The organism is Litchfieldella rifensis (assembly GCF_042646605.1).
Lineage (GTDB): Bacteria > Pseudomonadota > Gammaproteobacteria > Pseudomonadales > Halomonadaceae > Litchfieldella > Litchfieldella rifensis.
Genome location: NZ_JBHRUG010000005.1, coordinates 62,119 through 86,787 on the forward strand (window position 1 = coordinate 62,119; position 24,669 = coordinate 86,787).

Annotated in this window: 25 protein-coding genes and 1 tRNA gene; 9 read left to right on the forward strand and 17 right to left on the reverse strand. The window is 63.6% G+C overall.

Going from position 1 to position 24,669, the window contains the following annotated elements:
• Window positions 1–5 precede the first annotated feature (5 nt).
• On the reverse strand, window positions 6–653 hold the full coding sequence (uvrY, locus tag ACFOEV_RS03035) for a UvrY/SirA/GacA family response regulator transcription factor (protein ID WP_386771469.1): 648 nt from the start codon (window positions 651–653) through the stop codon (window positions 6–8).
• A gap of 235 nt (window positions 654–888) precedes the next feature.
• Between uvrY and ACFOEV_RS03040 the strand changes: the two genes are divergently transcribed.
• Window positions 889–964: transfer RNA gene (locus tag ACFOEV_RS03040), tRNA-Ala, on the forward strand.
• A 132-nt stretch (window positions 965–1,096) separates the two neighbouring features.
• Here ACFOEV_RS03040 and argF read toward each other — a convergent pair.
• Window positions 1,097–2,017 (reverse strand): ornithine carbamoyltransferase, encoded by a 921-nt coding sequence (gene argF / locus ACFOEV_RS03045; RefSeq protein WP_386771471.1) that lies wholly within the window; start codon window positions 2,015–2,017, stop codon window positions 1,097–1,099.
• A gap of 159 nt (window positions 2,018–2,176) precedes the next feature.
• Between argF and ACFOEV_RS03050 the strand changes: the two genes are divergently transcribed.
• Both ACFOEV_RS03050 and ACFOEV_RS03055 read left to right on the forward strand, forming a co-directional pair.
• Window positions 2,177–2,524 carry a Grx4 family monothiol glutaredoxin gene (locus ACFOEV_RS03050; RefSeq protein ID WP_386771473.1) on the forward strand — a complete coding sequence of 116 codons (348 nt, stop codon included), beginning with the start codon at window positions 2,177–2,179 and terminating at the stop codon, window positions 2,522–2,524.
• Between the two features lie 194 nt (window positions 2,525–2,718).
• Window positions 2,719–3,345, forward strand: coding sequence for an HPF/RaiA family ribosome-associated protein (locus ACFOEV_RS03055; RefSeq protein WP_386771475.1), 627 nt, complete (start codon window positions 2,719–2,721; stop codon window positions 3,343–3,345).
• A 51-nt stretch (window positions 3,346–3,396) separates the two neighbouring features.
• On the opposite strand, the gene rnt is transcribed toward ACFOEV_RS03055, so the two are convergent.
• Window positions 3,397–4,062 carry a ribonuclease T gene (gene rnt, locus ACFOEV_RS03060; protein ID WP_386771477.1) on the reverse strand — a complete coding sequence of 222 codons (666 nt, stop codon included), beginning with the start codon at window positions 4,060–4,062 and terminating at the stop codon, window positions 3,397–3,399.
• A gap of 207 nt (window positions 4,063–4,269) precedes the next feature.
• Here rnt and ACFOEV_RS03065 point away from each other — a divergent pair, with 207 nt between their 5' ends.
• From ACFOEV_RS03065 to ACFOEV_RS03075, 3 genes are all read left to right on the forward strand, one after another.
• Window positions 4,270–5,490, forward strand: coding sequence for an argininosuccinate synthase (locus tag ACFOEV_RS03065; RefSeq protein ID WP_386771479.1), 1,221 nt, complete (start codon window positions 4,270–4,272; stop codon window positions 5,488–5,490).
• A gap of 52 nt (window positions 5,491–5,542) precedes the next feature.
• Window positions 5,543–5,830: an HlyU family transcriptional regulator gene (locus ACFOEV_RS03070; protein ID WP_386771481.1), complete on the forward strand. Its 288-nt coding sequence runs from the start codon at window positions 5,543–5,545 to the stop codon at window positions 5,828–5,830.
• A 110-nt stretch (window positions 5,831–5,940) separates the two neighbouring features.
• Entirely contained in the window at window positions 5,941–7,089 is a 1,149-nt protein-coding gene (locus tag ACFOEV_RS03075) for a DUF294 nucleotidyltransferase-like domain-containing protein (RefSeq protein WP_386771483.1), read from the forward strand.
• A gap of 132 nt (window positions 7,090–7,221) precedes the next feature.
• On the opposite strand, the gene ACFOEV_RS03080 is transcribed toward ACFOEV_RS03075, so the two are convergent.
• The 4 genes from ACFOEV_RS03080 to ACFOEV_RS03095 are packed head-to-tail and all read right to left on the reverse strand — an operon-like array spanning window position 7,222 to window position 12,667.
• On the reverse strand, window positions 7,222–10,029 hold the full coding sequence (locus ACFOEV_RS03080) for an ATP-binding protein (RefSeq protein ID WP_386771485.1): 2,808 nt from the start codon (window positions 10,027–10,029) through the stop codon (window positions 7,222–7,224).
• Window positions 10,026–10,235, reverse strand: a complete 210-nt coding sequence (locus tag ACFOEV_RS03085) for a hypothetical protein (RefSeq protein WP_386771487.1) — start codon at window positions 10,233–10,235, stop codon at window positions 10,026–10,028. The genes ACFOEV_RS03080 and ACFOEV_RS03085 overlap by 4 nt, the downstream gene beginning before the upstream one ends.
• Window positions 10,232–12,295, reverse strand: a complete 2,064-nt coding sequence (locus ACFOEV_RS03090; protein ID WP_386771489.1) for a 3'-5' exonuclease — start codon at window positions 12,293–12,295, stop codon at window positions 10,232–10,234. The genes ACFOEV_RS03085 and ACFOEV_RS03090 overlap by 4 nt, the downstream gene beginning before the upstream one ends.
• The gene (locus tag ACFOEV_RS03095) at window positions 12,296–12,667 is read right to left on the reverse strand and encodes a response regulator transcription factor (RefSeq protein ID WP_386771491.1); all 372 of its coding nucleotides are present in this window, start codon (window positions 12,665–12,667) and stop codon (window positions 12,296–12,298) included. It lies immediately after the preceding gene.
• A gap of 202 nt (window positions 12,668–12,869) precedes the next feature.
• On the opposite strand from ACFOEV_RS03095, the gene ACFOEV_RS03100 reads away from it, so the two are divergent.
• The 3 genes from ACFOEV_RS03100 (at window position 12,870) to ACFOEV_RS03110 (ending at window position 15,335) form a co-directional block, all read left to right on the forward strand.
• The gene (locus ACFOEV_RS03100; protein WP_386771493.1) at window positions 12,870–13,826 is read left to right on the forward strand and encodes a sulfurtransferase; all 957 of its coding nucleotides are present in this window, start codon (window positions 12,870–12,872) and stop codon (window positions 13,824–13,826) included.
• An 87-nt stretch (window positions 13,827–13,913) separates the two neighbouring features.
• Window positions 13,914–15,122, forward strand: coding sequence for a YeeE/YedE family protein (locus ACFOEV_RS03105; protein ID WP_386771495.1), 1,209 nt, complete (start codon window positions 13,914–13,916; stop codon window positions 15,120–15,122).
• Between the two features lie 18 nt (window positions 15,123–15,140).
• Window positions 15,141–15,335, forward strand: coding sequence for a hypothetical protein (locus ACFOEV_RS03110; RefSeq protein ID WP_386771497.1), 195 nt, complete (start codon window positions 15,141–15,143; stop codon window positions 15,333–15,335).
• Between the two features lie 81 nt (window positions 15,336–15,416).
• On the opposite strand, the gene ACFOEV_RS03115 is transcribed toward ACFOEV_RS03110, so the two are convergent.
• From ACFOEV_RS03115 to ACFOEV_RS03160, 10 genes are all read right to left on the reverse strand, one after another.
• The gene (locus tag ACFOEV_RS03115; RefSeq protein ID WP_386771499.1) at window positions 15,417–15,689 is read right to left on the reverse strand and encodes a hypothetical protein; all 273 of its coding nucleotides are present in this window, start codon (window positions 15,687–15,689) and stop codon (window positions 15,417–15,419) included.
• Window positions 15,690–15,914: 225 nt separating this feature from the next.
• Entirely contained in the window at window positions 15,915–16,667 is a 753-nt protein-coding gene (locus tag ACFOEV_RS03120; RefSeq protein WP_386771501.1) for a YdcF family protein, read from the reverse strand.
• A 29-nt stretch (window positions 16,668–16,696) separates the two neighbouring features.
• Entirely contained in the window at window positions 16,697–17,335 is a 639-nt protein-coding gene (gene nth, locus ACFOEV_RS03125) for an endonuclease III (protein WP_386771503.1), read from the reverse strand.
• A gap of 123 nt (window positions 17,336–17,458) precedes the next feature.
• Window positions 17,459–18,163 carry an electron transport complex subunit E gene (locus ACFOEV_RS03130; protein ID WP_386771505.1) on the reverse strand — a complete coding sequence of 235 codons (705 nt, stop codon included), beginning with the start codon at window positions 18,161–18,163 and terminating at the stop codon, window positions 17,459–17,461.
• Entirely contained in the window at window positions 18,160–18,828 is a 669-nt protein-coding gene (rsxG, locus tag ACFOEV_RS03135; protein ID WP_386771507.1) for an electron transport complex subunit RsxG, read from the reverse strand. Before rsxG ends, ACFOEV_RS03130 begins: the two co-directional genes overlap by 4 nt.
• On the reverse strand, window positions 18,825–19,904 hold the full coding sequence (locus tag ACFOEV_RS03140; protein ID WP_386771509.1) for an RnfABCDGE type electron transport complex subunit D: 1,080 nt from the start codon (window positions 19,902–19,904) through the stop codon (window positions 18,825–18,827). The genes rsxG and ACFOEV_RS03140 overlap by 4 nt, the downstream gene beginning before the upstream one ends.
• Complete coding sequence (gene rsxC / locus ACFOEV_RS03145) at window positions 19,901–21,643, reverse strand: electron transport complex subunit RsxC (protein WP_386771511.1); 1,743 nt, start codon at window positions 21,641–21,643, stop codon at window positions 19,901–19,903. Before rsxC ends, ACFOEV_RS03140 begins: the two co-directional genes overlap by 4 nt.
• Complete coding sequence (gene rsxB, locus ACFOEV_RS03150; protein ID WP_386771513.1) at window positions 21,636–22,271, reverse strand: electron transport complex subunit RsxB; 636 nt, start codon at window positions 22,269–22,271, stop codon at window positions 21,636–21,638. The genes rsxC and rsxB overlap by 8 nt, the downstream gene beginning before the upstream one ends.
• A 2-nt stretch (window positions 22,272–22,273) precedes the next feature.
• Window positions 22,274–22,855: an electron transport complex subunit RsxA gene (gene rsxA / locus ACFOEV_RS03155; protein ID WP_386771515.1), complete on the reverse strand. Its 582-nt coding sequence runs from the start codon at window positions 22,853–22,855 to the stop codon at window positions 22,274–22,276.
• 133 nt (window positions 22,856–22,988) lie between these two features.
• The gene (locus ACFOEV_RS03160; protein ID WP_386771517.1) at window positions 22,989–24,572 is read right to left on the reverse strand and encodes a GGDEF domain-containing protein; all 1,584 of its coding nucleotides are present in this window, start codon (window positions 24,570–24,572) and stop codon (window positions 22,989–22,991) included.
• Window positions 24,573–24,669 lie beyond the last annotated feature (97 nt).

Below are 24,669 nucleotides of genomic sequence, written 5' to 3' on the forward strand. Positions count from 1 at the left end.
GGTGATCAGACTTCGCTATGGTAGCCGTCGACCAGTCCATATCGTAATCCCAGATGAGTCAATTCGACGTCGGAATGCACGCCGAGTTTCTCGAAGATGCGGTAGCGATAGGTATTGACGGTCTTCGGGCTCAGGAACAGACGGTCGGAGATGTCGCTGACCGTCTGGCAGTTGACGATCATCATCGCCACCTGCAGCTCGCGGTGCGAGAGAATGTTGAAGGGGTTTTCCTGGGCGTCCATCTTGGCCAGTACCAGTCGCTGGGCGATTTCAGGACTGATGTAGCGCCGTCCGGAAAAGATGGCCCGAATGGCGAACACCATGTCAGTAAGTTCAGTGCCCTTGCTGATGAAGCCGCTGGCACCGGCCTCGAGCAACCGCTCGGCGAAGGTTTCCTCGAGGTAGGCCGTGAGTACCACGACCTTGATATCAGCCATGCCCGTGGCGATCTTGCGGGTGGCTTCCAGGCCACCGATGCCGGGCATACGGATATCCATCAGTACGATGTCCGGTCGATGCTGACGAGCCAGGGTAATGGCTTCCTCACCGTCGGCGGCTTCCCCGACCACCGTGATGCCGTCTTCGGCATCCAGCATGCGCGCAATGCTGGTACGCACCAGGTGGTGGTCATCTGCGACAAGGACCTTGATCAAGGTGGCTCCCGAAAAAGACTATCACAACGTTATAGGAGTTCTAATTTGATTAGCTTAGCGTTGATTAGTGTCACTAATCCAGCACCACGCCACGCCGGCATTTTCCAATGCCGGCAGCACAATGCAAGTACTTGACCCGGCAAAAAGTGTTGCGTAACATACGCCTCGTCTTCGGGGCGGTGGATGTCTCAAGGCAAATATTAACATGCCGCTCGCTATGGAAGGGCATGTACGTGGGGCCTTAGCTCAGCTGGGAGAGCGCGACACTGGCAGTGTCGAGGTCAGCGGTTCGATCCCGCTAGGCTCCACCAACAGAATTATAGGAATCAGCCGCCTGGAGCACACGCTCAGGCGGCTTTTTCGTGTCTGCCTCAGTCACGAATCGGCATCGCCTCGGGAGCAGGGGCCGCCGTGGGTGGCGGCCCCTTGGGGTTGTGAAGGGCTTAGCCGTCGACGCGTCCCAACAGCAGAAATTCCAGCAATGCCTTCTGGGCATGCAGGCGATTGCCGGCTTCCTGCCAGACCACGGCACGCGGGTCGTCGAGCAAGGTTTCGCTGATTTCTTCACCGCGGTGAGCGGGCAGGCAGTGCAGGAACACCACATCCTTGGCCGCCTTGTCGAGCAAAGCCTCGGTGACCCGGTAGTCGGCGAAGTCGGCTTCGCGCTTGGCCTGTTCCTCTTCCTGACCCATGGAGGCCCACACGTCGGTAGTGACCAGGTCGGCATCGACCACCGCCTGCTGCGGATCACGCAGGATGCTGACGCGATCGCCGGCGGTGGCGACGATGGCAGGATCGGGGTCGTAGCCCTCGGGACAACAGATGCGTAGCCGGAAGTCGAACTGACGGGCGGCATTGATCCAGGAATGGCACATGTTATTGCCGTCACCGATCCACACCGCGGTCTTGCCGCGCACGCTGCCGCGGCACTCGGTCCAGGTCATGACATCGGCCAGCAGCTGGCAGGGGTGATAGTCGTCGGTGAGGGCGTTGATCACCGGCACCGAGCTGGCGGCAGCGAATTCCTCGAGGCCGGCATGCGAGAAGGTACGGATCATGACCGCATCGACCATTTCCGAGAGTACCCGTGCGGTGTCGCCGATGGGCTCCCCGCGGCCTAGCTGGGTATCGCGGGGCGACAGGAACAGCGCATGGCCGCCGAACTGCGCCATGGCGGTCTCGAAGGACACACGGGTACGCGTCGACGACTTCTCGAAGATCATCGCCAGGGTGCGGTTGGAGAATGGCGTATAGGTCGGGCCGTGAGTCTTCAGGCCATTCTTGATGGTGATGGCCCGGCGCACCAGATAGGTCAGCTCGTCCGGGGAAAGGTCCAGCAGGGTCAGGAAATGGCGAGTCGCCATGATGTCACTCCGCGCGCAAAAACCTCCATCCTAGCCAGGCGTCCCCGGTTGCGCAATGTATCCCTCGCTGGCCGGCGCTTTCGCTTACGGGGCTGTTTTCGGGGCTCCGGCATCAGTAGAATGGGGATAACGTCAAGCCGCAAGCCATAGGATTCCAGCATGAGCACGACTATCGAGAATATCCAGCAGCAAATCCGCGAAAACCCGATTCTGATCTACATGAAGGGTACGCCACAGTTGCCGCAGTGCGGCTTCTCGGCCCAGACCGTTCAGGCGTTGATGGCCTGTGGCGAGCGCTTCGCCTTCGTCAACGTCCTCGACAACCCGGATATCCGCGCCGAGCTGCCCAAGGTCGCCAACTGGCCGACCTTCCCGCAATTGTGGGTCAATGGCGAGTTGGTCGGCGGGTGCGATATCGTTGTCGAGATGTACCAGAATGGTGAACTCGAACCGCTGATCAAGGATGCTGCCGCCAAGGCCAATACGGAACAGGGTGGCGACGCCTGATCTTCCCCGCCAAGGTGACAACCAAGGCCCGCGAGTCAATGGCTCGCGGGCTTTTTCGTTGACTGCCAGAAAGATACGTGTGGATACGAAACCATCCCGTTGGGGCGTTGAAATGTGCTGGGTGAGCTACCACGGTGCCATGTGAGAGGACCGAAATGGATGGGTCGCCATCAAGCATGAGCAGGAGGTATCCAATGAAGGTTCCGCTGGAGATTTCCTATCACCATGTTTCACGTTCCGAGTGGATCGACGATTACATCAAGTCGCGTGTCGACAAGCTCGAACAGTTCGGCGCCGACATCGTCTCTTGTCGCGTACTCATCGAGCAGACGCAAAACCCTCACCGCACGGGGAATCCTTACCGGGCATTTGTCGAAGTCACGTTACCCGCCAAGAGGGAGCTGGTCGCGGAAAAGACCGATCAGGTCGCTGACCCTCATGTTCAACTGCGCCCCATCATCCGTAGCGCCTTCGAGGCAATGGAAAAGCAGTTGAAGAAGCAGACCGCCAAGCGCAGTGGCAAGGTGAAACAACGCGATGAAGAGGATGTTCCCGTCGCCACGGTGGTCCGTTTGTTCGACAAGGACGGTTATGGCTTTATCAAGGGGTTGGATGGTGAGGAATTCTATTTTCACCGTAACGCTGTCCTGCATGACGACTTCGACCGCTTGACGGTCGGTACGCGCGTGCGCTTCGAGCCCGAGGAGGGAGAAGCGGGGCCGCAGGCCAGCACGGTGCAGATTATCGACAAGCCCGGCGTGGGTGGTTCCGAAGCCGGGAGCGAGGCTCTGGAGATGCCGATAGGCTGGAAGAAGCGCTAAGCGTCGCGTGTTGGTGCCCCATCAGCGATGTTGGGGGCAAGGCAACTCGAATCAGTCTTCTTCCAGCCCCTGTTCACGCTGGGCCAGGTTCCAGCCGCCCAGGTCCTTGAAGCGGTTGACGATAGCGCAGAACAGCTCGGCGGTGCGTTCGGTGTCGTAGCGTGCCGAGTGAGCCGAGGAGTTGTCGAATTCGATCCCCGCCGCGCGGCAGGCCCTGGCCAGCACTGTCTGGCCATAGACCAGGCCGGAGAGGGTGGCGGTATCGAAGCTCGAGAAGGGGTGAAAGGGGTTGCGCTTGACACCGCAACGATTCACCGCCGCATTCAGGAAGCCATGATCGAAGGCGGCATTGTGGCCGACCAGGATCGCGCGCGTACAGTTGTTGGCCTTGATCGCCTTGCGCACGGGGCGAAAAATTTCCCCCAGTGCTTCCGACTCGCTGAGGGCCACCTTCTTGCGCAGCGGGTCGTTGAGCTTGATGCCGGTGAAGTCCAGTGCCGATTGTTCCACATTGGCGCCCTCGAAAGGCTCAATATGAAAGGCATAGGTGGCATCCGGCAGCAGATTGCCCTCCGGATCCATGCTTAACGTTACCGCGGCGATCTCCAGAATCGCATCGGCCTGAGCATTGAACCCTCCCGTTTCCAAGTCCACTACCACTGGCAGATAACTGCGAAAGCGCTGGGCCATAAGATCGCGGGCGCTGGCCTCGCTCATTCACCTCTCCCTCGTCATCGTGTTGGATTGCCCTAGCGGTTGCCCGCGCTGACGCGCGAGAGTCTAACATTTTTCCCAGCCGAACGCCGTGGTCCGCCGGTATTCGCCGGGCAGCAACGGCGCTATACTAATGGGCTGTCGAAACACCTATCGATGTGCGGCGGCTGCCGCACTCTTACTGCGTCATGCAAGCGAAGGAGCCCCAGAATGTCCGATGTCAAGAAGGTCGTTCTCGCCTATTCCGGCGGCCTGGACACGTCCGTTATCGTCAAGTGGTTGCAGGAAACCTACGATTGCGAGGTGGTGACCTTCACGGCCGACATCGGTCAGGGTGAGGAAGTCGAGCCGGCACGCAGCAAGGCCCAGGCGCTGGGCGTCAAGGAGATCTACATCGAGGATCTGCGCGAGGAGTTCGTGCGCGACTACGTCTATCCGATGTTCCGCGCCAACACCATCTACGAGGGCGAGTACCTGCTGGGCACCTCCATCGCCCGCCCGCTGATCGCCAAGCGTCTGATCGAGATCGCCAACGAGACCGGGGCCGATGCCATTTCCCATGGCGCCACCGGCAAGGGCAACGACCAGGTGCGCTTCGAGCTCGGCGCCTACGCGCTGAAACCCGGTGTCAAGGTCATCGCCCCGTGGCGCGAGTGGAATCTCACCTCGCGCGAGAAGCTGATGGCTTACTGTGAGCAGCACGAGATTCCCGTCGACTTCTCCAAGAGCAAGAAGAAATCGCCGTACTCCATGGATGCCAACCTGCTGCACATTTCCTATGAGGGCGGCATCCTCGAGGACCCTTGGGCCGAGGCCGAGGAAGACATGTGGCGCTGGAGCGTGTCGCCGGAAGCCGCTCCAGACCAGCCGACCTATGTCGAACTGACGTTCGACCACGGTGACATCGTCGCCATCGATGGAGAAGCCCTCAAGCCCCATGAGGTGCTGGCCAAGCTCAACAAGCTGGGCGGTGATAACGGCATCGGTCGCCTCGATATCGTTGAGAACCGCTACGTGGGCATGAAGTCCCGCGGCTGCTACGAGACCCCGGGGGGCACCATCATGCTGCGTGCCCACCGCGCCATTGAGTCGATTACCCTCGATCGCGAATCCGCCCACCTCAAGGATTCGCTGATGCCCAAGTATGCCGAGGTGATCTACAACGGCTACTGGTGGAGCCCGGAGCGCAAGGTGCTGCAGGCCGCTATCGACGAAACCCAGAAGTATGTCTCCGGTGTGGTGCGTATGAAACTCTACAAGGGCAGTGCCACCGTGGTCGGTCGCAAGTCCGAACAGTCGCTGTTCGACGAATCCATCGCCACCTTCGAAGACGATGCCGGTGCCTACGATCAGAAGGATGCCGAGGGCTTCATCAAGCTCAATGCGTTGCGTCTGCGGATTGCTGCCAGCAAGGGGCGTAACCAGAGTTGATGGCTGGCGAAATCCGGCTGCAGCCGCGATGAACCGGTCCAGGAGTGCTGTCATGCTCAAGAAACTGTTATCCGGCCTGATGGGAGGTGGCAGCAAGTCGGCTCCCGACGTCGAGCCGGTGGAGTACAAGGGCTATCTGATCATTTCCGACCCCCAGGACAGGGATGGCCAGTTCCGCGTCAGTGGCTGGATTCGCAAGCCTGTAGACGGGGGAGAGATGCTCGAGCACCGCTTCGAACGCTCCGATGTGGTTTCCAGTCGCGAGGCCTGTGACGAGCTGATGGTCAGCAAGGCGCAACGCTTCATCGACGACCTGGGCGATGACATCTTCAATAAGTGATCGCTTCACCCCTCGTCTCATCGGAAAAACGGCGCCTCCTCGAGGGCGCCGTTTTCTTGTGCCACGTCCCGGGCGCTACACTCTAGGGGCGACTCATCGAGGACCCCTTCATGCGCCTGCTGCACCGTGCCTCGCCTTGGCGAGAACTGTTTGCCGGTGACTCGTTACCCGACACCAGCCACTGGCCGCCGCTACTTGCCCCCCTGGCGGATGCCCTCGAACGGTTGGGGCCTGCCCCCGAGCCGAGCGCAGCCAAGGCATGGCAGGTGACATTGGTCGAGGCCCTGCTGCGCCTCGACCTGCCTGCCTGGCGTATCAGTCAGTTGATCAGCGATCACAACGATCGGCTCTATCGTCAAGCGATCACCGACTCGCTCAATGACATGCAGGGCACGGGATGGGGAGAACCGCCCGTCGGCTTCTGCGTGCTGGTGCTGGGCTCCGGGGCGCGTCACGAAAGCCTGCTGGGGCCCGACCAGGACAACGCCATGATCATCGAGGACTACCCGGACGCCCGGTACCTCGAGATCGATGGATACTTCCAGGCACTCGGAGAGCGTTTCACCGCGCGCCTCGACGAGGCCGGCATCCCGTTATGCAATGGCCACGTGATGGCACGCTGGCCGATGTGGCGCAAGCGTCTCGGCGAGTGGTGCGCCCAGTTGCGGCTGTGGACGGCCGAGCGGCGGGTCAAGCGCGTTCAGCAGTCGAACATCCTGCTCGATTTTGCCCCTGTCTATGGTGCTGGCGCATTGGCCGAAGCGTTGCGCGATGAGGTCATCGGACTGATGCCGCATGCCGGGCTGTTTCTCGATGAAATGGCGACACTGCTCGATGAGACGCCGGTGGCGCTGGACCGACGAGGTCGAGTGAGTGGCGACGACGAGGATGCCCCTCATGAGCGCACCATCAACCTCAAGCGACAGGGGCTGTTACCGCTGACCAGTGCCACACGTCTCCTCACCATGGCGCACGGTGGGCGTGGCGTCGATACCCGTACCCGCCTTGCCGAGCTGGTCGGTCTTGGCGTGCTGGAAGCAGCACATGCCCATGCGCTGATCGCCGCCCTGGGTCGATTGCAGGCGATCATTCTCGAGGCACAACTCACTAGCCTGGCCGCCGGTCGTGCCGCCGACGGCTGGGTGGATGTGGACGCACTCGATGAGGCCGACCACTTGCTGTTGCGTCACGACTTGCAGCAGATCCGTGCGCTGGTCAAGCGGGCCAAGGCCGCTCCTCGGGGGAGCCGGAAGCTTTAAGCGGTAAGTCATAAGCTGGAAGCTTGAAGAGCGGCGCTCCGCGCCTGGAAGTTTGAAGAAAAAACTTGACGCAAGCGATAGTGGGAACATGCATGGCTTCCAGCTTCCAGCTTCCAGCTTCCAGCTTCCAGCTTACGGCGCTGCCTTCTTCTTCCTTATATCTTCCTTCTTGGTATCTTCCTTCTCGATATCTTCCTTCTCGTCGCTGCCGGCCGGCGCCTCGGGCAGTTCCATCACCAGGCAGGCGCCACCCAGGGTCGGTGCGTCCTCGACCCATAGCCGTCCGCCGAGGTGGGCGACGATGCCCCGGCTGATGGGTAGCCCCAGGCCGCTGCCACGCGGTCGGCTGCGCGTTTGGCTGCCGCTCGCGGCATGCTGTTGGATCTGGTGGAATTTCTCGAACACCCGCTCACGTTCTTCGGCCCCAATGCCGGGGCCGTTGTCCTCGACACTCAAGCGGTAATGCCGTTTATGGCGCTCGAGGCGCAGCAACACTTGCGGAGCGTCGTCGGCGGCGAATTTGCTGGCATTGTCGAGCAGGTTGATGATCACCTGCTCGAGCCGATCCGGGTCGCCGATCACCGGGGCTTCGTCGATCGCGATCTCGAGGCGTAGTGAAACGCCCCGGTCTTCCTGCACCCGGTGCACGGCGTCCGCGCTGTGGCGGGCGAGAGCGGCCAGGTCCAGGCGCTGGGGATGCAGCGTCAGGCGGCCGCTTTCCAGTCGGGCCAGATCGAGAATCTCTTCGATCAGACGCGACAGGCGCTGGCTTTCCAGCACCACCACGTCGAGGAAGTGTCGACGCTTGTCTTCGGGCAGATTATGGCCATCGCGCAGGATCTCGGCGAAGGCGCGAATCGAGGTCAGCGGCGTTCTCAGCTCATGACTGACCATGGCCACGAACTCGTCCTTCAGGCGATCGAGTTCACGCAGGCGTTCGTTGGCGCTGCGCAGCTCTTCGCCGATTCGCGCCAGCTCGTTGGATTTCTGCTCCAGGCGGCGATTGTACTCGAGGGTCTGGGAGGTGGTGTCGAGAATACTGAGTACCGACTCCAGATCGAGTGCCTCGCCGCGTACCACCGAGTTGATCAGCACACGGGCCGAGGCATTGCCCAGGGCTCCCGCCAGTGCCTGCTCGGCACGGGCGATGACTTCCGGTGCCACCGGTTGATCGTAAGGCGTCGCGTGCTCGAGGCCGGCGAAAACGCGGGCCGTGGCGGTGGCGCCGATATAGCGGCTGAGCAACGCTTCCAGTTCGCTGCGGGTGGTCTGGCCCTGCCATAACGGGGCATAGACCAGCGAGGAGTGCAGCGCCTCGGTGAACAGCGCCGCCTGGGTCTGCTCCAGCCGGTTCTGCCTGGTGAACAACGACACGCCGACCAGCACGCCGGCATTGGCCAGCATGCTCCACAAGAGTGAGTGACTGTAGATATCCCAGCCCTCGAGGCCGAATAGCGCATAGGGGCGCAGCCAGGCGAGCCCCAGCAGGCCATGTTCGAGGAAAGCATCGTCCAGCCAGCCGGATTGGGCGAAGCCAGGCAGCAGCAGGGTATAGACCCAGACCAGGAAGCCCGCGATCAAGCCCAGGCTGGCCCCTTGGCGAGTCGCGCCGCGCCAGTACAGGCCGAGCAGCAAAGCGGGGGCGAATTGCGTCGCCGCGGCAAAGGACACCAGGCCGATGGTCACCAGGCTGTAGGAGTCGCCGATCAAGGCATGGTAGAGATAGCCCAGCAGCAGGATCATCACGATCGCCACGCGCCGGATGCCGAGCAGCCAGCCCGACAGTTCGCCATGTGAGCCCAGGTGCAGGCGTTGCGAGCGCAGCAGCAGTGGCATGACCAACTGGTTGCTGACCATGGTCGACATGGCGATGGTTTCGACGATGACCATGCCGGTGGCCGCCGACAGGCCACCGATGAATACCAGCAGCGGCAGCCCATCGAGCCCGGCGGAGAGAGGCAGGGTAAGGACGAAGCTGTCGGGGTCGCTGCCGGTGTTCGCCAGCAGCACGCCGGCCAGGGCGATGGGAATCACCAGCAGGTTGATCGCCAGCAGATACAGCGGAAACAGCCAGCTGGCGCGCTTGAGATGCCGCTCGTCGACGTTCTCCACCACCAGGATCTGGAACTGGCGCGGCAGGGTCAGAAAAGCCAGGAAGGCCAACACCAGGGTGCCGACCCAACCCACGCCCCCGCCGGGAACCGCCTCGAGGCTCAAGGCACCGTTCAATGCCGGGTCGGCAGCGGCTCGGGCGAACAGGTCACCGGGGCCGTTGAACAATACGAAGACTGTGAATATCCCCACCGCCAGAAAGGCGAAGAGCTTGACCAGCGACTCGAAGGCGATGGCGGCGACCATGCCTTCGTGGCGTTCGCTGGCATCCAGGTGACGGGTGCCGAACAGGATGATGAAAACCGCCAGTACCAGCGCTACCCAGAACGACTTGTCGGCCCAGAAACCTTCCTCGACCAGGCGCAGAGCCGGTGGGTCGGGGTAGTTCATCAACACCGCATGGCTGAGGGTGATGGCCTTGAGCTGCAGGGCGATATAGGGTGTGATGCCAATCAGCGCGATCAACGCCACCAGGGCGCCGAGGCTGCCGCTCTTGCCGTAGCGGGCACTGATGAAGTCGGCGATGGAGGTGATGCGTTGGGCGCGGGCGATGCGCACCATCTTGCGGATGATGAAGGGGCTGGCGAACATCGCCAGGGTCGGGCCCAGGTAGATCAACAGGAAACTGGGCCCGTACTCGGCGGCGCGGCCGACACTGCCGTAGAAGGTCCAGGCAGTACAGTAGACGGCAATCGACAGCGCATAGACCGTAGGCGAACCGATCAGCGAGCGGCCTTGCTCGGCCCGCCGATCGCCCCAGGCGGCGATCACGAACAGCAGCGCCAGATAGCCGAAGGAAACGCTAAGGACCACCAGGTCAGTCCTCATGCTCCCCCCTGATCATCATGCTGATGCTCCATCAACCAGGCGGCAAGCACGATCACCGCTGCCCAGGCGATGAACAGGTACAGTGGCAGCCACGACAGGCCGGCATTCGTGGCACGGTCGAACAGCAGGATCAGCGGTGGCGAAAACAGCAGCACCGTGAGCACGATCAAGGCGACCAGCCGTTCACCCAGGCGTGGCGTTTTCATGCGCTGGCATCCTCCTTGTCGAAGGCGCCGGCCTGCAGCGTCAGAAGCTCTTCGAGGGTGACGATGCCGCGAGCCTCCAGGCGCGGCAGCAGGGTCAGCCACAGTTCGGCAGTGAGCCGAGCATCGCCGAGCGCGGTATGCCGGGCGCCGGGCGGTACCGAGAGGTCGTATCGATCGACCAGGGTATCGAGGTCGTGACCGTCGAGTCCCGAGTCCAGGGCACGCGAGAGCAGCAGGGTATCGAGCACCGGCATATGGAACTCGACCCCGCCACCCGGCGGTTGTATCGCCAACAGGTCGAAGGCGGCGTTATGAGCCAGCAAGACCGCTTCCCCGACATAGTCGCGAAAGCGTGGCAGCACCACATGCAGGGGCGGCGCGCCGGCCACATCGCTGTCGGTCAAGCCATGAATGGCGGTGCTGGCAGGAGGGATGGGCCGCCCGGGATCGACGCGCTGATCGAAGGTGTCGTTGGCCAGCAGGCGCGCGTTGACGATGCGACAGGCACCGAGGCTGATCACGCTGTCGCCGCGGCGCAGTTCGAGACCGGTAGTCTCGGTGTCGAAAGCGACGATCTCGAGCTGGCGCAGGGGGCGTGCGGCCAGTTCGGCATCCGGTGGCGGCAGGTCGGCGATCCCGAAATCATGGAATTCCGGGCGCGGCGCCGGGCGCGATGGTGGGGGGCCGACGCGTTCCTCCGCCGGCAGCGGCAGGCGCAGGCGAGCATGCCGGCCATCGGTATCGGCCAGGCTCCAGACGTCGCTGGCATGCTGGCGTAGTAGGTCGCCGACGCTCGGCGACAAGGGCAGCGCCGCCAGGCGCTGCTCACGCCAATTGGCCAACTGCCGTTGCAGCAGCGGCTTGCCGGGCCAGATCAGGTCGAGATAGACGCGCTTGTTGCCGAGCAGGATCTCGGCTTCGAAGGTGGTGGTGCCGGTATGTTTGGTCAGGCGTTCGAGCAAGGCTTCCAGCATCGCCAGCAGGGCCGGAGCATCGGCCTTGACCCAGGCCGGCATGCCGATGGGAACCAACTGCATGGGCGTATCGGCCAGATGTTCGTTGAGGGCCTGGAAGAGGTCGTTGGACCACATCGGCACCAGTCGCTCGCCCTGACGCTGCATGTCATCGATCAGCGCACTCAACAGGGCGATGCCGTGGCTCAGGGCCTGACTCTCCTCATCGATCACGGCACTCAGGCGCTCGCACAGGATCTCGCGTTCCGGCGTGACCTCGGTGACGCTGCTCAACGCCTCGGCGGCACTGGTCAGGCTAGCGCCATGGCGGCGCAAGGCGGGCAACGCCTCGGCCAGGTCGGCACGGGCCCCCATCTCGTTGCTCCAGGCGGCGGTGGCATCGGTCAGCGTCAGTAGCGTTTCGCCGTGGCTTTGTGACACGCGTCGCAACATGCAGCATAGCCAGCGATCGCCATAGGGCAGCAGCAGCTCGCGGGGCGAACCATCGTCGGGCAGCCGGCGCATGGCATCCTGAAGGCTACTGATATCGAGCAGGGCTTCCAGACGTTTGCCGAGTCCCAGGCCGGGATGCCCCGCGAACAGCGTCTCGGCGGCATGATTGAACAACATCAGCCGGCGATGGCGGTCGCACAACAGCAGCGGCGTGTCGAGCACCTGCAACAGGGCTTCCAGTTCCTGACGAATACGAGCCGCGCTGCGCGCGCCCTCGGTATGGGCGGTAGCAAGGGCTTGACGGTCGCTACGCCAACCGTCGCGGATGCGGTCGAGGTCCGGGCCGAGGCCGCGCAGCCAGCCCTCGGGCGGGTAGTCGTCGCGGGCATCGGGGTTGGCAGCGAGCCGCGCGAGCAGCACATGCAGGTGGCGCAAAGGGACAAACAAGCGCTGGGAGAGCAGGGCGCCGAGCACGGATACCAGCATGCCGGCGGACAGGCAGGCAGCCCACACCGCCAGCCGGGCGACACCGCTGGGCGCGAGTTCCGCGTCGAGCCACAAGGCCAGCCAGGCACCGCCGAAGAGAGTGATGCCACTGATCAACAGCCACAGACCGATCAGGCGCTGGCGCTTGGGCAGGGCACCACGTGCCATCTAGTAGGCCTCGTCGAGCAAGGCCTGGACCTTGTCGACCAGGGCCTGCGTGGAAAACGGCTTGGTCACATAGTCGTCGGCACCTAGCGCCATACCTTTCTCCCGTTCTACCTCACGGCCGTGGGCGGTCAGCATGATGATCGGCAGTCGCGCATGAGACGGATCCGAGCGTAGCTGTTCGAGGACGTCGAAGCCACTGATGCCAGGCAGGCTGATATCAAGCAGCACCAGATCCGGGGCGTGTTCGGCAACGCGCGCCAAGGCCTGTTCGCCATCGCCGGCGGTTATCACCTCGAAACCCGCCTGCTGCATCAGGAACTCCAGCGACAGCACGATGTTGGGTTCATCGTCCACCACCAATACTCTGGCCATCCGCATCTCCTTTACCAGCCGTTACTGGCAGTCTAGTGGGGCTTGGCGACAAGCGAAAAGACGACCTTGGCAGAACGCGGTTGAGCAATGTTTATTTCATTTGGAAATATGATATTTCATATCGATTCTTGGCGAATATATTGCCGTCAATGAATTGTCCGCATAATACGAACACTATACCCGACTGCAGAGGTCAAGAATCATGCTCAAGTCGCTGATCGTGGCCACCGGCTTGCTGCTGGTGGCCGCACGTGCCGTTGCCGCCGATCCGGCACCGTTGGTGGAGGCCGAGTGGCTGAACGACCATTTGGATGACGATAATCTCGTGGTGCTCGATGTGCGCTCGAGCATCGACGATGGCGGTGACCGGGACAGCTTCGAGCAAGCCCATATTCCGGGCAGCCTCTATAGCAGCTACACCGATGATGGCTGGCGTGAAACCCGCGACGAGGTGGTGGGCTTGCTGCCACCGGTAAAGGATCTCGAGCGGCTGATCGGCGGACTGGGGATCGGCAATGACGATACGGTGGTGATCGTGCCTGCCGGGACCGGGGCAACCGACTTCGGCAGTGCCGCTCGGGTCTACTGGACCTTCATGGTGCTGGGCCACGATCGGGTGTCGATCCTCGATGGCGGGTTTGCCGGCTGGCAACAGCAAGGCTACGAGGTCGCCAGGGGGGAGCCGGCGTCTCGCGAGGTGGCCGATTTCGAGGCCAACCTGCGCGAGGAGCTGATCGCTACCACGGAGGAAGTCGAAGCGGCCCGCGAGTCGCAGGCCCAACTGGTGGACGCTCGCCCGGTGGACTACTTCCGCGGTGAGACTGTTTCACCCGCCGTGCGAGCCGCCGGGACCATTCCCGGCTCGATCAATCTGCCGCACCATTCGCTGTTGCAGGATCGCGACAACGCCTTCTATCTGGATAGTGAAGGGTTGCAGTCGCGCATCAACGAGGCCGAACTGGATCCCAAGGCGCGGACCGTGTCGTACTGCAACACCGCCCACTGGGCGGCAACCGACTGGTTCGTGCTCAGCGAGATCGCCGGCTTCGATAACGTGACCCTGTACGATGGCTCGATGGCCGAGTGGACGCTGAGCGGCAGCCGGCCTGTCGAGAAGGTCAAGCGTGGTTTGGGTCGCCTGCTGGACTTCTTCGATTGAGCGATGACATCCACTATCGACCTTCGCTCTGTCCCTGAGCGCGCAGGGACGGGGCGATAGCGTGTCTTCGAACGAACGGGAATCATCATGGGTCAAGCAAGCACGCTAGCGGCTCCCGAGCGGGCCTGGGGCATCGACCGCTTCGTGGTCGGTGTGGCACTGGTCGGGCTGGCGGTGCTAGGTGCGTTGATCTGGCTGGAAACCGCGCCCTTCCTGTTGGCGCTGTTCGGGGTCGGCACCCTGTTGGGGGTAGCCCTCTACCACGGGGCCTTCGGTTTCACGGCCGGCTGGCGCCATCTTGTCACCAAAAAGCGCGGGGCCGGCCTGCGTGCCCAACTGCTGCTGTTCGCTTTGACGTCGCTGCTGATGGTGCCGATCCTGGGCAGCGGCCAGGAAGGCATGGTCGGGGCGGTGGCGCCGGTCGGCACCTCGCTGGTCGTCGGTTCGTTCCTGTTCGGGCTCGGCATGCAGCTCGGCGGCGGCTGCGGTTCCGGCACCCTGTTCAGCGTGGGGTCGGGGAATATCCGCATGCTGGTCACGCTGGTCTTCTTCATCATCGGCAGCGTGATCGGCACGCTGCATCTGCCCTGGTGGCTCGATCAGCCGGGGTTTGACCCCGTCAGCCTGATCGATGGCTTCGGCATCTCCGGTGCCGTTTTCCTGCAGCTTGCCGGCCTGGGTGCCATCGCCCTCTGGGTCGATCACATCGAGCGCAAGGCACATGGCAATGTCGAGCGCGGCGAATGGAATTTTCGTAGCGGCGACAAGGGACTGCTGCGCACCTTGCTGACCGGCCGCTGGCCGTTCTTCTGGGCAATCGGCGTACTGGCGCTGGGCAGTGTACTGACGCTGGTGATCGGGGGTTCACCGTGGGGCATCACCTTCGCCTTTGGCCTGTGGGGCGCCAAGGCGCTGCAGGCCGTCGGCGTCGATATGAGCCAGTTCGAGTTCTGGACCTGGGACTATCCGGCCATGGCGCTGGCCGATTCAGTACTGGTCAATACCGTCTCGGTGATGAACTTCGGCCTGTTGCTGGGCGCCATGCTGGCCGCCGGCCTGGCCAACCGCTTCAACGAAGCCGGCCGCCATCGCCTCCGGGGGCGTCAGTTCCTGGCGGCGGTGGTCGGCGGGCTGTTGCTCGGCTATGGCGCACGCTTGGGCTTCGGTTGCAATATCGGCGCGTTGTACTCGGGAATCGCCTCGGCCAGCCTGCACGGCTGGATCTGGTTCGCCGCGGCTTTCGTCGGGTCGTTGCTCGGTATTCGCCTGCGCCCGTGGTTCCGTCTGCCCAACTGAGTCGCCAGGAGAGCCGCCATGCAAGCCACTTACAAGCGCAGCAGCGTTATCCTCGCCCTCGTGGTGATCCTGGGGCTGATCCTGGCCGACCATCTGCAAAGCCCGACTTTCGCCTTCAACATGGGGCACGGCAATGTGGAGACTACGCTGATGCAGCGTGACAGCACCGCCTGCGCGCCTTGTGGGGCTCCTTGTCCGTCGGCACGCGATTGATTTCTTGCGCAGGTGCCTAATGAGAACGCCGCGAAAGGCTCGCGGCGTTAGCGCGTTCTCGAGTGACGCAAGTGCCCAGGCTCATTCCTTCTTGCTGCGGTGGAACCTGGTACCGAAAGGCCTCAGCCACAGCCAGACCAGCAACACCACCAGCACCGGCAGCAGCCAGTCCGGCGCATTGGCGATCCGCACCAGCACCAGATGGATGAAGAACGCGATGAACCCCGCCATCAGACCTAACAGCGGAAACAGGAAGGGACGCTCGTAGCCCGGCGCGCGGCTCAAGCGGAACAGCAAGCCGCTAAAGACACCGAAAGCGGCCGTCATGCCCAGTGGTAACCAGAATCCTTCCATATCGCCTCTGATATGTGGCCTTCTGACAAGGGGGCTATGTCTGGCAGCGTATCCGTGGAGCGCCTTCCATGCCTTTCGACTTTTGATGTAATCGGTGACAGTCCTTGTAGGAATGGATCTCTCGAACAATTGTCGTCGTCACCAACAGCATAGACGTCATATCAGGAGCCTGGCCATCTGCCGCGTCCGCGGCTAGCGCTGCGGGGTTCTGAGCCGCGCCGCTGCTTAACGCCGGAATAGCCGCTCGCGTAATCCATAGGCCGCACGCCCCAGCCACTCATGCAGGGCTTGGGTGCTGTGACGCAGGTGGTAGGCACGGGGAATCCAGGCATACAGGACGTCGGGAGGCGGGCTGGCGAATTCGGTCGGTGCCGGGATCACTTCGAATCCGACCCGAGTGAATTCCGTTACCGCGCGTGGCAGGTGCCAGGCCTGGGAGACCAGTGCGATCCGATCGATGCCCTCGCTACGCAGCAGCTCGGCACTGTAGCGCGCATTTTCTGCGGTGGTGCGGCTGCGGCCCTCGATCCAGGTCACCGGCACTTCGAATACCTCGAGTAACGCCGCGGCCATCAGGCTGGCCTCGGCCCTTTCTTCGTCATGCACCCGACCGCCGCTGACCAGGATCGGTAGGTCGGTGTCGCGATGCAGCTTGGTGCCATAGGCGAGTCGCCGCCAGGTGGTGTTGTTGGGTGCATCGCCCCAGTCGAACTCCGCGGCGTCGTAGTCGCGGCCGCCGCCGAGTATCACGATGGCCTGGGCCTGCTGCAGCTGGGCGAGATCGGGCGGCCGGTGAGGCTCCAGCCCGTCGCGCAGCCAGTGGCTGGCCATGGGGGTGGCCAGCACCAGCAGCCCGACCACACCCAGTGCAATCAGCGGGCCACCCAGCCAGGGCATGCGCCGCCATAGCAAGGCACCCAGCAGGGCCAGCAGTACATTGACCAGTGGCGGCAGCAAGAGGTATTTGAGCCAGTTCATGGGCCGCTCCTGGGTGAGTGCCTATCGGGTTAGTCGATGTCGAGCTTGTCCGGATACTCGCAGAGATCCTCGATCACGCAGCTGCCGCAACGTGGCCGGCGGGCCACGCACGTATAGCGGCCGTGCAGGATCAGCCAGTGGTGGGCGTCCTTGCGGAATTCCTTGGGCACGTGGCGCATCAGCTTCTGCTCGACGTCGACCACATTCTTGCCGGGGGCGATGCGGGTACGGTTGGAAACGCGGAAGATATGCGTGTCGACGGCGATGGTCGCCTGGCCGAAGGCGGTGTTGAGAATCACGTTGGCGGTCTTGCGGCCCACGCCGGGCAGCGCCTCCAGGGCGGCCCGCGTCTGCGGCACTTCACCACCGAACTGATCGACCAGGATCCGACAGGTCTTCATCAGGTTCTCGGCCTTGGTGTTGTACAGGCCGATGGTCTTGATGTGTTCCTTGAGACCGTCGATACCGAGGTCGAGAATGCCCTGGGGGGTATTGGCCAGCGGGAACAGCCGTGCGGTGGCCTTGTTGACGCCGACATCGGTCGCCTGGGCGGAGAGCAGCACGGCGGTCAGCAGCTCGAACGGCGTGCTCCAGTTGAGCTCGGTGGTCGGTTCGGGCATATGCTCGCGCAGCCGCGCGAAGATCTCATAGCGTTTCTGGGCGTTCATCTAGGATCCATGTCTGACAAGCAAAACAACATGATAGCCGCTATATCCCATGGGTGAAGCGCTGCACCTTCGAGGATTCGATCCATCGTCGGAACGCCGCCCGGGCTGAAGCCGCGATGTCCGTTAGCGAATGGTGCCGGTGACCCTGACGCGCCGGCTCTCCTTGGGTTGGCCGGCCCGCAATGCCTGGCGGCGGCGTTCCAGCCGGTCGTCGATGACGTTCTTCAAGGCGATCAACAGCCCGGTGGCGAAGAAGGCGCCGGGAGGCAGCACCAGAAACAGGAAATCGTAATCGGGAAACACCGTCAGTTGCCAGTCGGCGGCCGCCGGCCCCAGCAGCAGGTCCATGTCGGCGAACAGGGTGCCTTGACCGAACAGCTCGCGGATGGCACCCAGCAGTACCAGTACGGCGCCGAAGCCGAGCCCCATCATCAGGCCGTCGGTGGCCGCGGGGAGCATGGCATGCTTCGAAGCGAAGGCGTCGGCGCGGCCGAGGATCGCGCAGTTGGTCACGATCAACGGGATGAAGATGCCGAGGATCTGGTGCAGTTCGAAGGTATAGGCCTGCATCAACAGGTCGGCGCAGGTGACGAAGGCGGCGATGATCATCACGAAGGCCGGCAGGCGGACGTTGTCGGTGACATGCCGGCGGATCATCGACACCGAGAGGTTCGAGCCCATCAGCACCAGCAGGGTCGCGAGGCCCAGGCCCAGGGCGTTGACCACGCTGCTGGTCACCGCCAGCAGCGGGCACAGCCCCAGCAATTGCACCAGGGCGGGGTTGTTGGCCCACAAGCCGTTCTTGACGAGTTCGTTGAACTGGCTCATGGCTGGTCCTCCCGGTCGTTCTGCAACAGGGTTTCCCTCTCAGCCTCGACATATTCCAGCGTGCGCTTGACTGCCCTGACCACCGCCCGGGGGGTGATGGTGGCGCCGGTAAACGCGTCGAACTCGCCGCCGTCCTTACGCACCGTCCACTCCTCGGGGGCGGGATTGCCCAGCGAGCGCCCCTTGAAATCGGTGATCCAGTCGCTCTTGCGCCGTTCGATCTTGTCACCCAGCCCCGGGGTCTCCTGGTGGCGGGTCACCCGCACGCCGCTGATGCGACCCTGCTGATCGATACCGACCAGCAGATGAATGTCACCGTTGTAGCCCCCGGTGGCCACCACCGGCAAGATCAACGCCGCCGTCTCGCCGCGCCTGATCCGCCAGCCGCGGAAGGGCTCGTGCTGACCAATGGCCTCGCTGGCCGGCAGCGTCACGGCATTGTTCAGCACCACGTCGATCGGCACGTCGTGCAACGCCTCGGGGAGTACCTCGCCGAGCAGCCGATACTGGCTGGCCTGCCGGTTGTCGGCGATGCGCTCTGCGGTCAGCATCCGGGTGCCGGCCACGACCCCGGCGGTGATGATGGCGAACAGTCCCAGGCCCACGGCGGAACGCAGAATGGTCCGGCCCATGGTAGGCCTGGTGGGAGGCGTCCGTTCGCTCATCGTGGCTCCTCCGTCTCGTCGTCGAGTGGCTTGGGCTTGATGCCGCGATTGGGCGCGTTGTGTCCGTAGGTGCGTGGCTGGGTGTAGTAATCGATGAAGGGCACGGCGAAGTTCATCAGCAGCACGGCGAAGGCCACGGCATCGGGATAGGCACCGGTGGTCCGAATGATCATGACCAGCAGGCCGATGCCGATCCCGAAGACGAGCTTGCCCCTGCGGCTGGTGGCGGCGCTGACCGGGTCGGTGGCGATGAAGAAGGCGCCGAAAATTGCCGCACCACCGAACAGATGGAAGGTCGGCGAGCCGTGATGGCTGGGGTCCACGCCGTAGAGCAGCGCGGCAACCACGACCATCGTGCCCAGCATCGCGACCGGGATGTGCCAACTGATCAGGCGCTTGTAGAGCAGCAGGACACCCCCGGCGAGCCAGGCCAGGGCCACTGACCGCCAGGCACCACTTGCGCCTTCCGGCAACGGATTGGTGGCCCAGAACTCACTGGCCATCAATGTCTCGGGCTTGTGCTTGAAGGCATCCAGTGGGGTGGCGCCACTCACCGCATCGAGAGCCTCGCCATTGGCCAGGCCGGCCAGATGGCCCAGCGCCTGGGGCAATGACAATGCCTCCGGCCCAAACAAGCCAGACGGGGCCAGCCAATGGGTCATGGGCACCGGAAACGAGACCAGCAGCAGTGCGTAACCGACCATGGCCGGATTGAAGGGGTTGTGGCCCAGCCCGCCGAACAGCTGCTTGGCGACCACGATGGCCGCCACCATGCCGACCAGGATCAACCACCAGCTCGAGCCGGGCGGCAGCGACGCGCCCAGCAGCACGCCGCTGACCAGGGCGCTGTTGTCGCGCAGCGTGGCCGCCGGCGCGCGCCCCCGCAGTTTGAGGACCAGGGCTTCCAGCATCACGCCGAAGGCGGCGGCACACATCACATTGGTCAGCACGCCCCAGCCGAAATGCCAGGTCAGCATGGCGATGCCGGGAAGCGTGGCCAGCAGCAACCAGCCCATGACCTGGCCAGTGGAGGTTGGCAGGCGCGTCGGGCCGGCACTGGCGTGCATCAGGCTCATTGGCGAGGGGGCTCCTTGTCCTGGGACGCCTGCTGGACGGCAGCCAGGCGAGCCTCAATGGCTTTCAGGTTCTCCCGGGCCGTGGCGACCTGGACCTCGAGGTCATCGAGCTCGGCTGTTCCGTCGTGACTGGCCGGGTCCGTTTCACTGGCCCTGGTCAGTGCCTTCTCGGCCTTACGCAGCGCCGCCTTGGCGGCTGCCTGGGCGATGCGCAGTTGCTTGATCTGTTCCTTGGCGTCGCCGCCCCTGTCGCCGGCAGCCTCGGGGCTCTCGGCGGGACGGGTGGCGATGCGTGAAGCGGCCTGAGCGCGGGCCTGACGTTTGGCCTCCTTCTCGGCGGCCTCGCGGGCCAGGCGTGCCTGGCGAAATTCGAAGCGATGGCGGGCGTGCTCGGCCTTGTGGGCCTCATGCTGCCGCGTGCGAATCTCGCCCTTGGCGGCCTGAAAGTACTGTACCAGCGGGATATGGCTGGGGCACACGTAGTTACAGGCGCCGCATTCGATGCAATCGAAGAGATTGAACAGTTCGGCCTTGTCGTGCTCGCGGGCCCTGGCGAACCAGTAGAGCTGTTGTGGCAGCAGCCCGGCCGGACATGCCTGCTCACAGGCGCCGCAGCGGATGCAGGGCTGCTCCGTCGGCGGCGTGGGGAATTCAGGCTCGGTGGCGGCGATCAGGCAGTTGCTGGTCTTGACCAGCGGCAGTGCGGTGCTGGCCAGGGTGAAGCCCATCATCGGCCCGCCCATCACCAGTCGCGCGAGCTCGTCCTCGCGCAGACCGGCGAAGCTCAACAGTTCGTACATGGCGGTGCCCAGGCGGGCCTCGACGTTGCCGGGACGCGCCAGCGCGTCGCCGGTCAGCGTCACGACGCGCGAAACCAGCGGCTGGCCGTCGCGCACCGCCCGCAGCGCCGCCAACAGAGTGCCGGGGTTGTGGCACAACACCCCGACATCGGCCGGCAGGCCGTGACTGGGCACTTCGCGTCCCAGCAGTCGCTTGATCAACTGCTTTTCACCGCCACTGGGATAGCGGGTTTCGATGACCTTGAGTTCGAGGCTGGCATCCGCGGCGTGGCGCAGCGCCAGGTTCAAGGCGTCGATGGCCTCGGGCTTGTTGTCCTCGATGCCGATCAGGATGCGTTCGGCACCGCTCAAGCGAGCGAACAGCCGGGCGCCTTCCAGGACCTCGTCGGCATAGTGGCGCAGGGTCAGGTCGTCGGCGGTGATATAGGGCTCGCATTCGGCGGCGTTGACCACCAGCGTATCGATGGCGTGGAGCTGCCGGACTTGCGCCTTGATCTGGGTGGGGAAACCCGCGCCGCCCAGGCCGACCACGCCGGATTGCTGCAGGCGCTCGATCAGGACGTCGTCGTCGGTCTGGCGCCAGTCGAGCGTCGGCATCAGCGCCCAGTGATCGGCGTCCGTGGCGCCGCGCTCGATCACCACGCACAACCGCTTGCCCTGAGAGGGATGCGGTACCGGATGCTCGTCGATGGCGGTCACGGTGCCGGTGATGCTGGCATGCACGTCTGCCGAGATCATGCCTTGGGCCAGCGCCACCCGCTCGCCGGTACGCACCCGTTGACCGACGCTGACACAGGCCTCGGCGGGAGAGCCGATATGCTGCTCCAACGGCAGCACCACGCGTGTCGGCAGGGGCGCCCAGGCCAACGGTGCCTGGGTGGAACGCGACTTGCGCTGAGGCGGGTGAATGCCGCCGGGGAAGTCGAACGCTTTAGCCATGGCGGGCCTCCGGGCGTTCGACCGGCATGCGATCGGTGGCGATCACCCGTGGAGCGGCGATGGCGGGGCGATGTCCGGGACCGCTGGGCTGTGGCCAATGCCAGTCGTCGAGGGAGGACTCACGCGGCAGCATGTCGATGCAGTCCACCGGGCAGGGGTCGACGCACAGATCGCAACCGGTGCACTCTTCGACGATCACCGTATGCATGTGGCGGGCGGCACCCAGGATGGCATCCACGGGGCAGGCCTGGATGCACTTGGTGCAGCCGATGCATTCGTCCTCACGGATGTAGGCCACCCTGGGCACGTCCTGGGCCTCGCCATCCAGGGGCTTGGCCTCGCGGCCCAGCAGGTCGGCCAGGGCGGCGATGGTGGCCTCGCCGCCAGGCGGGCACTTGTTGATCTCGTCGCCCTGGCTGATAGCTTCGGCATAGGGCTTGCAGCCCGGGTAGCCGCATTGGCCACACTGGGTCTGGGGCAGCAGGGCGTCGATTCTCTCCACCACCGGGTCGCCCTCGACCCGGAAACGCACGGCGGCGAAGCCCAGCAGGGCGCCGAAGCCAGCCGCCAGACCCAGCAGTGCCGCAATGGCGGTGACGATCTCGTTGTCCGTTATCCACTCGAACATGACTAGATCTGCACCAGACCGGTAAAGCCCATGAACGCCAGCGACATCAGGCTGGCGGTGACCATGGCGATGGCGGCGCCGCGAAACGGTCGCGGCACATCGGCCACCGCCAGTCGTTCACGCATGGCGGCGAACAGCACCAGCACCAGCGAGAAGCCCACCGCCGCACCGAAGCCATACAGGGTGGCCTCCATGAAACTCGACTGGCGATTCAGCGACAGTAGCGCCACCCCCAGCACCGCGCAGTTGGTGGTGATCAAGGGCAGGAAGATGCCCAGCACCTGATAGAGCAGGGGACTGGTCTTCCTGACCATCATCTCGGTGAACTGCACCACCACGGCGATCACCATGATGAAGGCGATGGTGCGCAGGTATTCGAGCCCCAGCGGCGCCAGCAGGTAATGAAAGGTCAGATAACTGGCCACCGACGACAGCGTGAGCACGAAGGTGGTCGCCACGGACATGCCCATGGCCGATTCCAGCTTGTTGGACACGCCCATGAACGGGCATAGCCCAAGGAACTGCACCAACACGAAATTGTTGACCAGCGCCGTGCTGACGAGAATCAGGAAGTATTCGGTCATCGCGAGCCATTGTCGTGTCGTGGTCAGCCCGCCGTCGGCGGCGGCAGGGCACGGATCAGCGCTTTATTATACGCCCCTAGGCAGGCCGGCGGATACCGGCCATGGGCGGGTCGACGCCATCGCGATTGCCCCACTATTGCACTTCGGGGACGAGGCGGTGGTGGACGCGGTTGCGGCCGGCCTGTTTGGCGGCATACAGCGCCTGGTCGGCGCTACGCATCAGTGCCGATGGCATCAGAAGGTGGCCCGGGGTCGAAACCGCCACGCCGACGCTGATGGTGACCACGTCGGCGGTGGGTGAGGTCGCATGCGGCAGCGCCAGGCGCTCGATGGCCGCTGCCAGGTCTTCTCCTTGCTGGATGGCGGAAACCAGGGTCGTGCGCGGCAGCAGAATGCTGAACTCCTCGCCGCCGGTACGTGCCACCAGGTGATCGGGGTCGGGGAAGCATCGGGTCATGCAATCGGCCAGCGCGACCAGGCAGTCGTCGCCCGCTTGATGCCCATAGTGGTCGTTGTAGGGTTTGAAATGGTCGACATCGACCATCAGCGTCGCCACGCTGTCGTGCCTGAGTCGAGTTTCATCGAGAATCTCGTTCAGGCGTTCGTCGAACAGCCGCCGATTGGCCAGGCCGGTCAAGGGGTCGTGCTGGGAAAGATCAACCAGTAACGCTTTCTGTTGCTGCTGGTGCTCGCGCAAATGCTGGAATTCCCGCGCCAGCGTGCCGATTTCATCGCGACGCGCCAGCAGTCCCGAGGGGGTGGTATCGAGGTCCTCGTCGTGCTGTAACCGCTGGGTAAAATGGGCGAACTGGCGCAGAGGGCCAAGTACCATATGCTCGAGCAGCACCAGGACCACGATCAGGGTCACGATCAGGACGCCACAGGTCCAGTACAGCGCGAAGCGGAAAGTCTCCAGGCTGGCCTGGTAACGCTGGCGAGGCAAGGTGGCATCGATCCTTACCCTATGGCTGGACGGCACGGCGGCAATATCCCGGCTGGCTTGCATGCGGGTCGCCGATAGCCGCTCCAGCACTCCTTGGGCCGACGAATTGCCAACGGGGATGCTGGTGAGGGTCATATCGATACCGGTGGTATCACGCAACTGCGTGATCCAGGGTTCCGAGAGTGGCCGTATCATGGCCATCCAGCCCGATGGCGGTGCGTCCTCCTGGCTGCTGTAGATCGGCGACAGGCCGATCATGGCCAGCTCGGGGTTGGCCAGCAACCAGGCATACGTATCTTCCTCGAGCCCATCCTCGATCCTGTCCTGCAGCAAGCCGATGATCTCGTCGGCCCACTCGCAGGAGGCCGTGAGACCGGGGCACGAGGTGAAGGCATCATCGGCGGGATTGAAACCCGAGACCCAGTAAGGCTGGTCGTCATCGGAAAAGAACACCATCAAGCGCAGGTCGAGAGTGTTGAGGGTGCCGTCGTAAAGATTGGAGTCGATATATTCCGGGCGTTGTCCCTGTACGAACTGATAACTGTCGTCCCACCAGGCCCAGTCTTCGACCAGCCGCACCATATGCCCCAGTTCGCTGTTCAATGCCCGTTCGGCGCGATCGAGCTCGGTCTTGGCGTAGCGGGCTTCGTCTTCCAACAGGATCGGGGTGATCTGGTAGCGGGCGATCAGCACCAGGGCCAGCAATGCCAGGCATAGCACGCCGCCCAGCGCTAGGAGAAAGCGGTTGCGCAGGGAGGTGAAAGCTGACGTCATCGAGTGGGTGCCATTCGGTTAGCCTTGTCACAAGACATTAACAAATTTGTAAGATATCGCTTACAAAGGCTATCGACCGAATGCCGCCCAGCTTTAA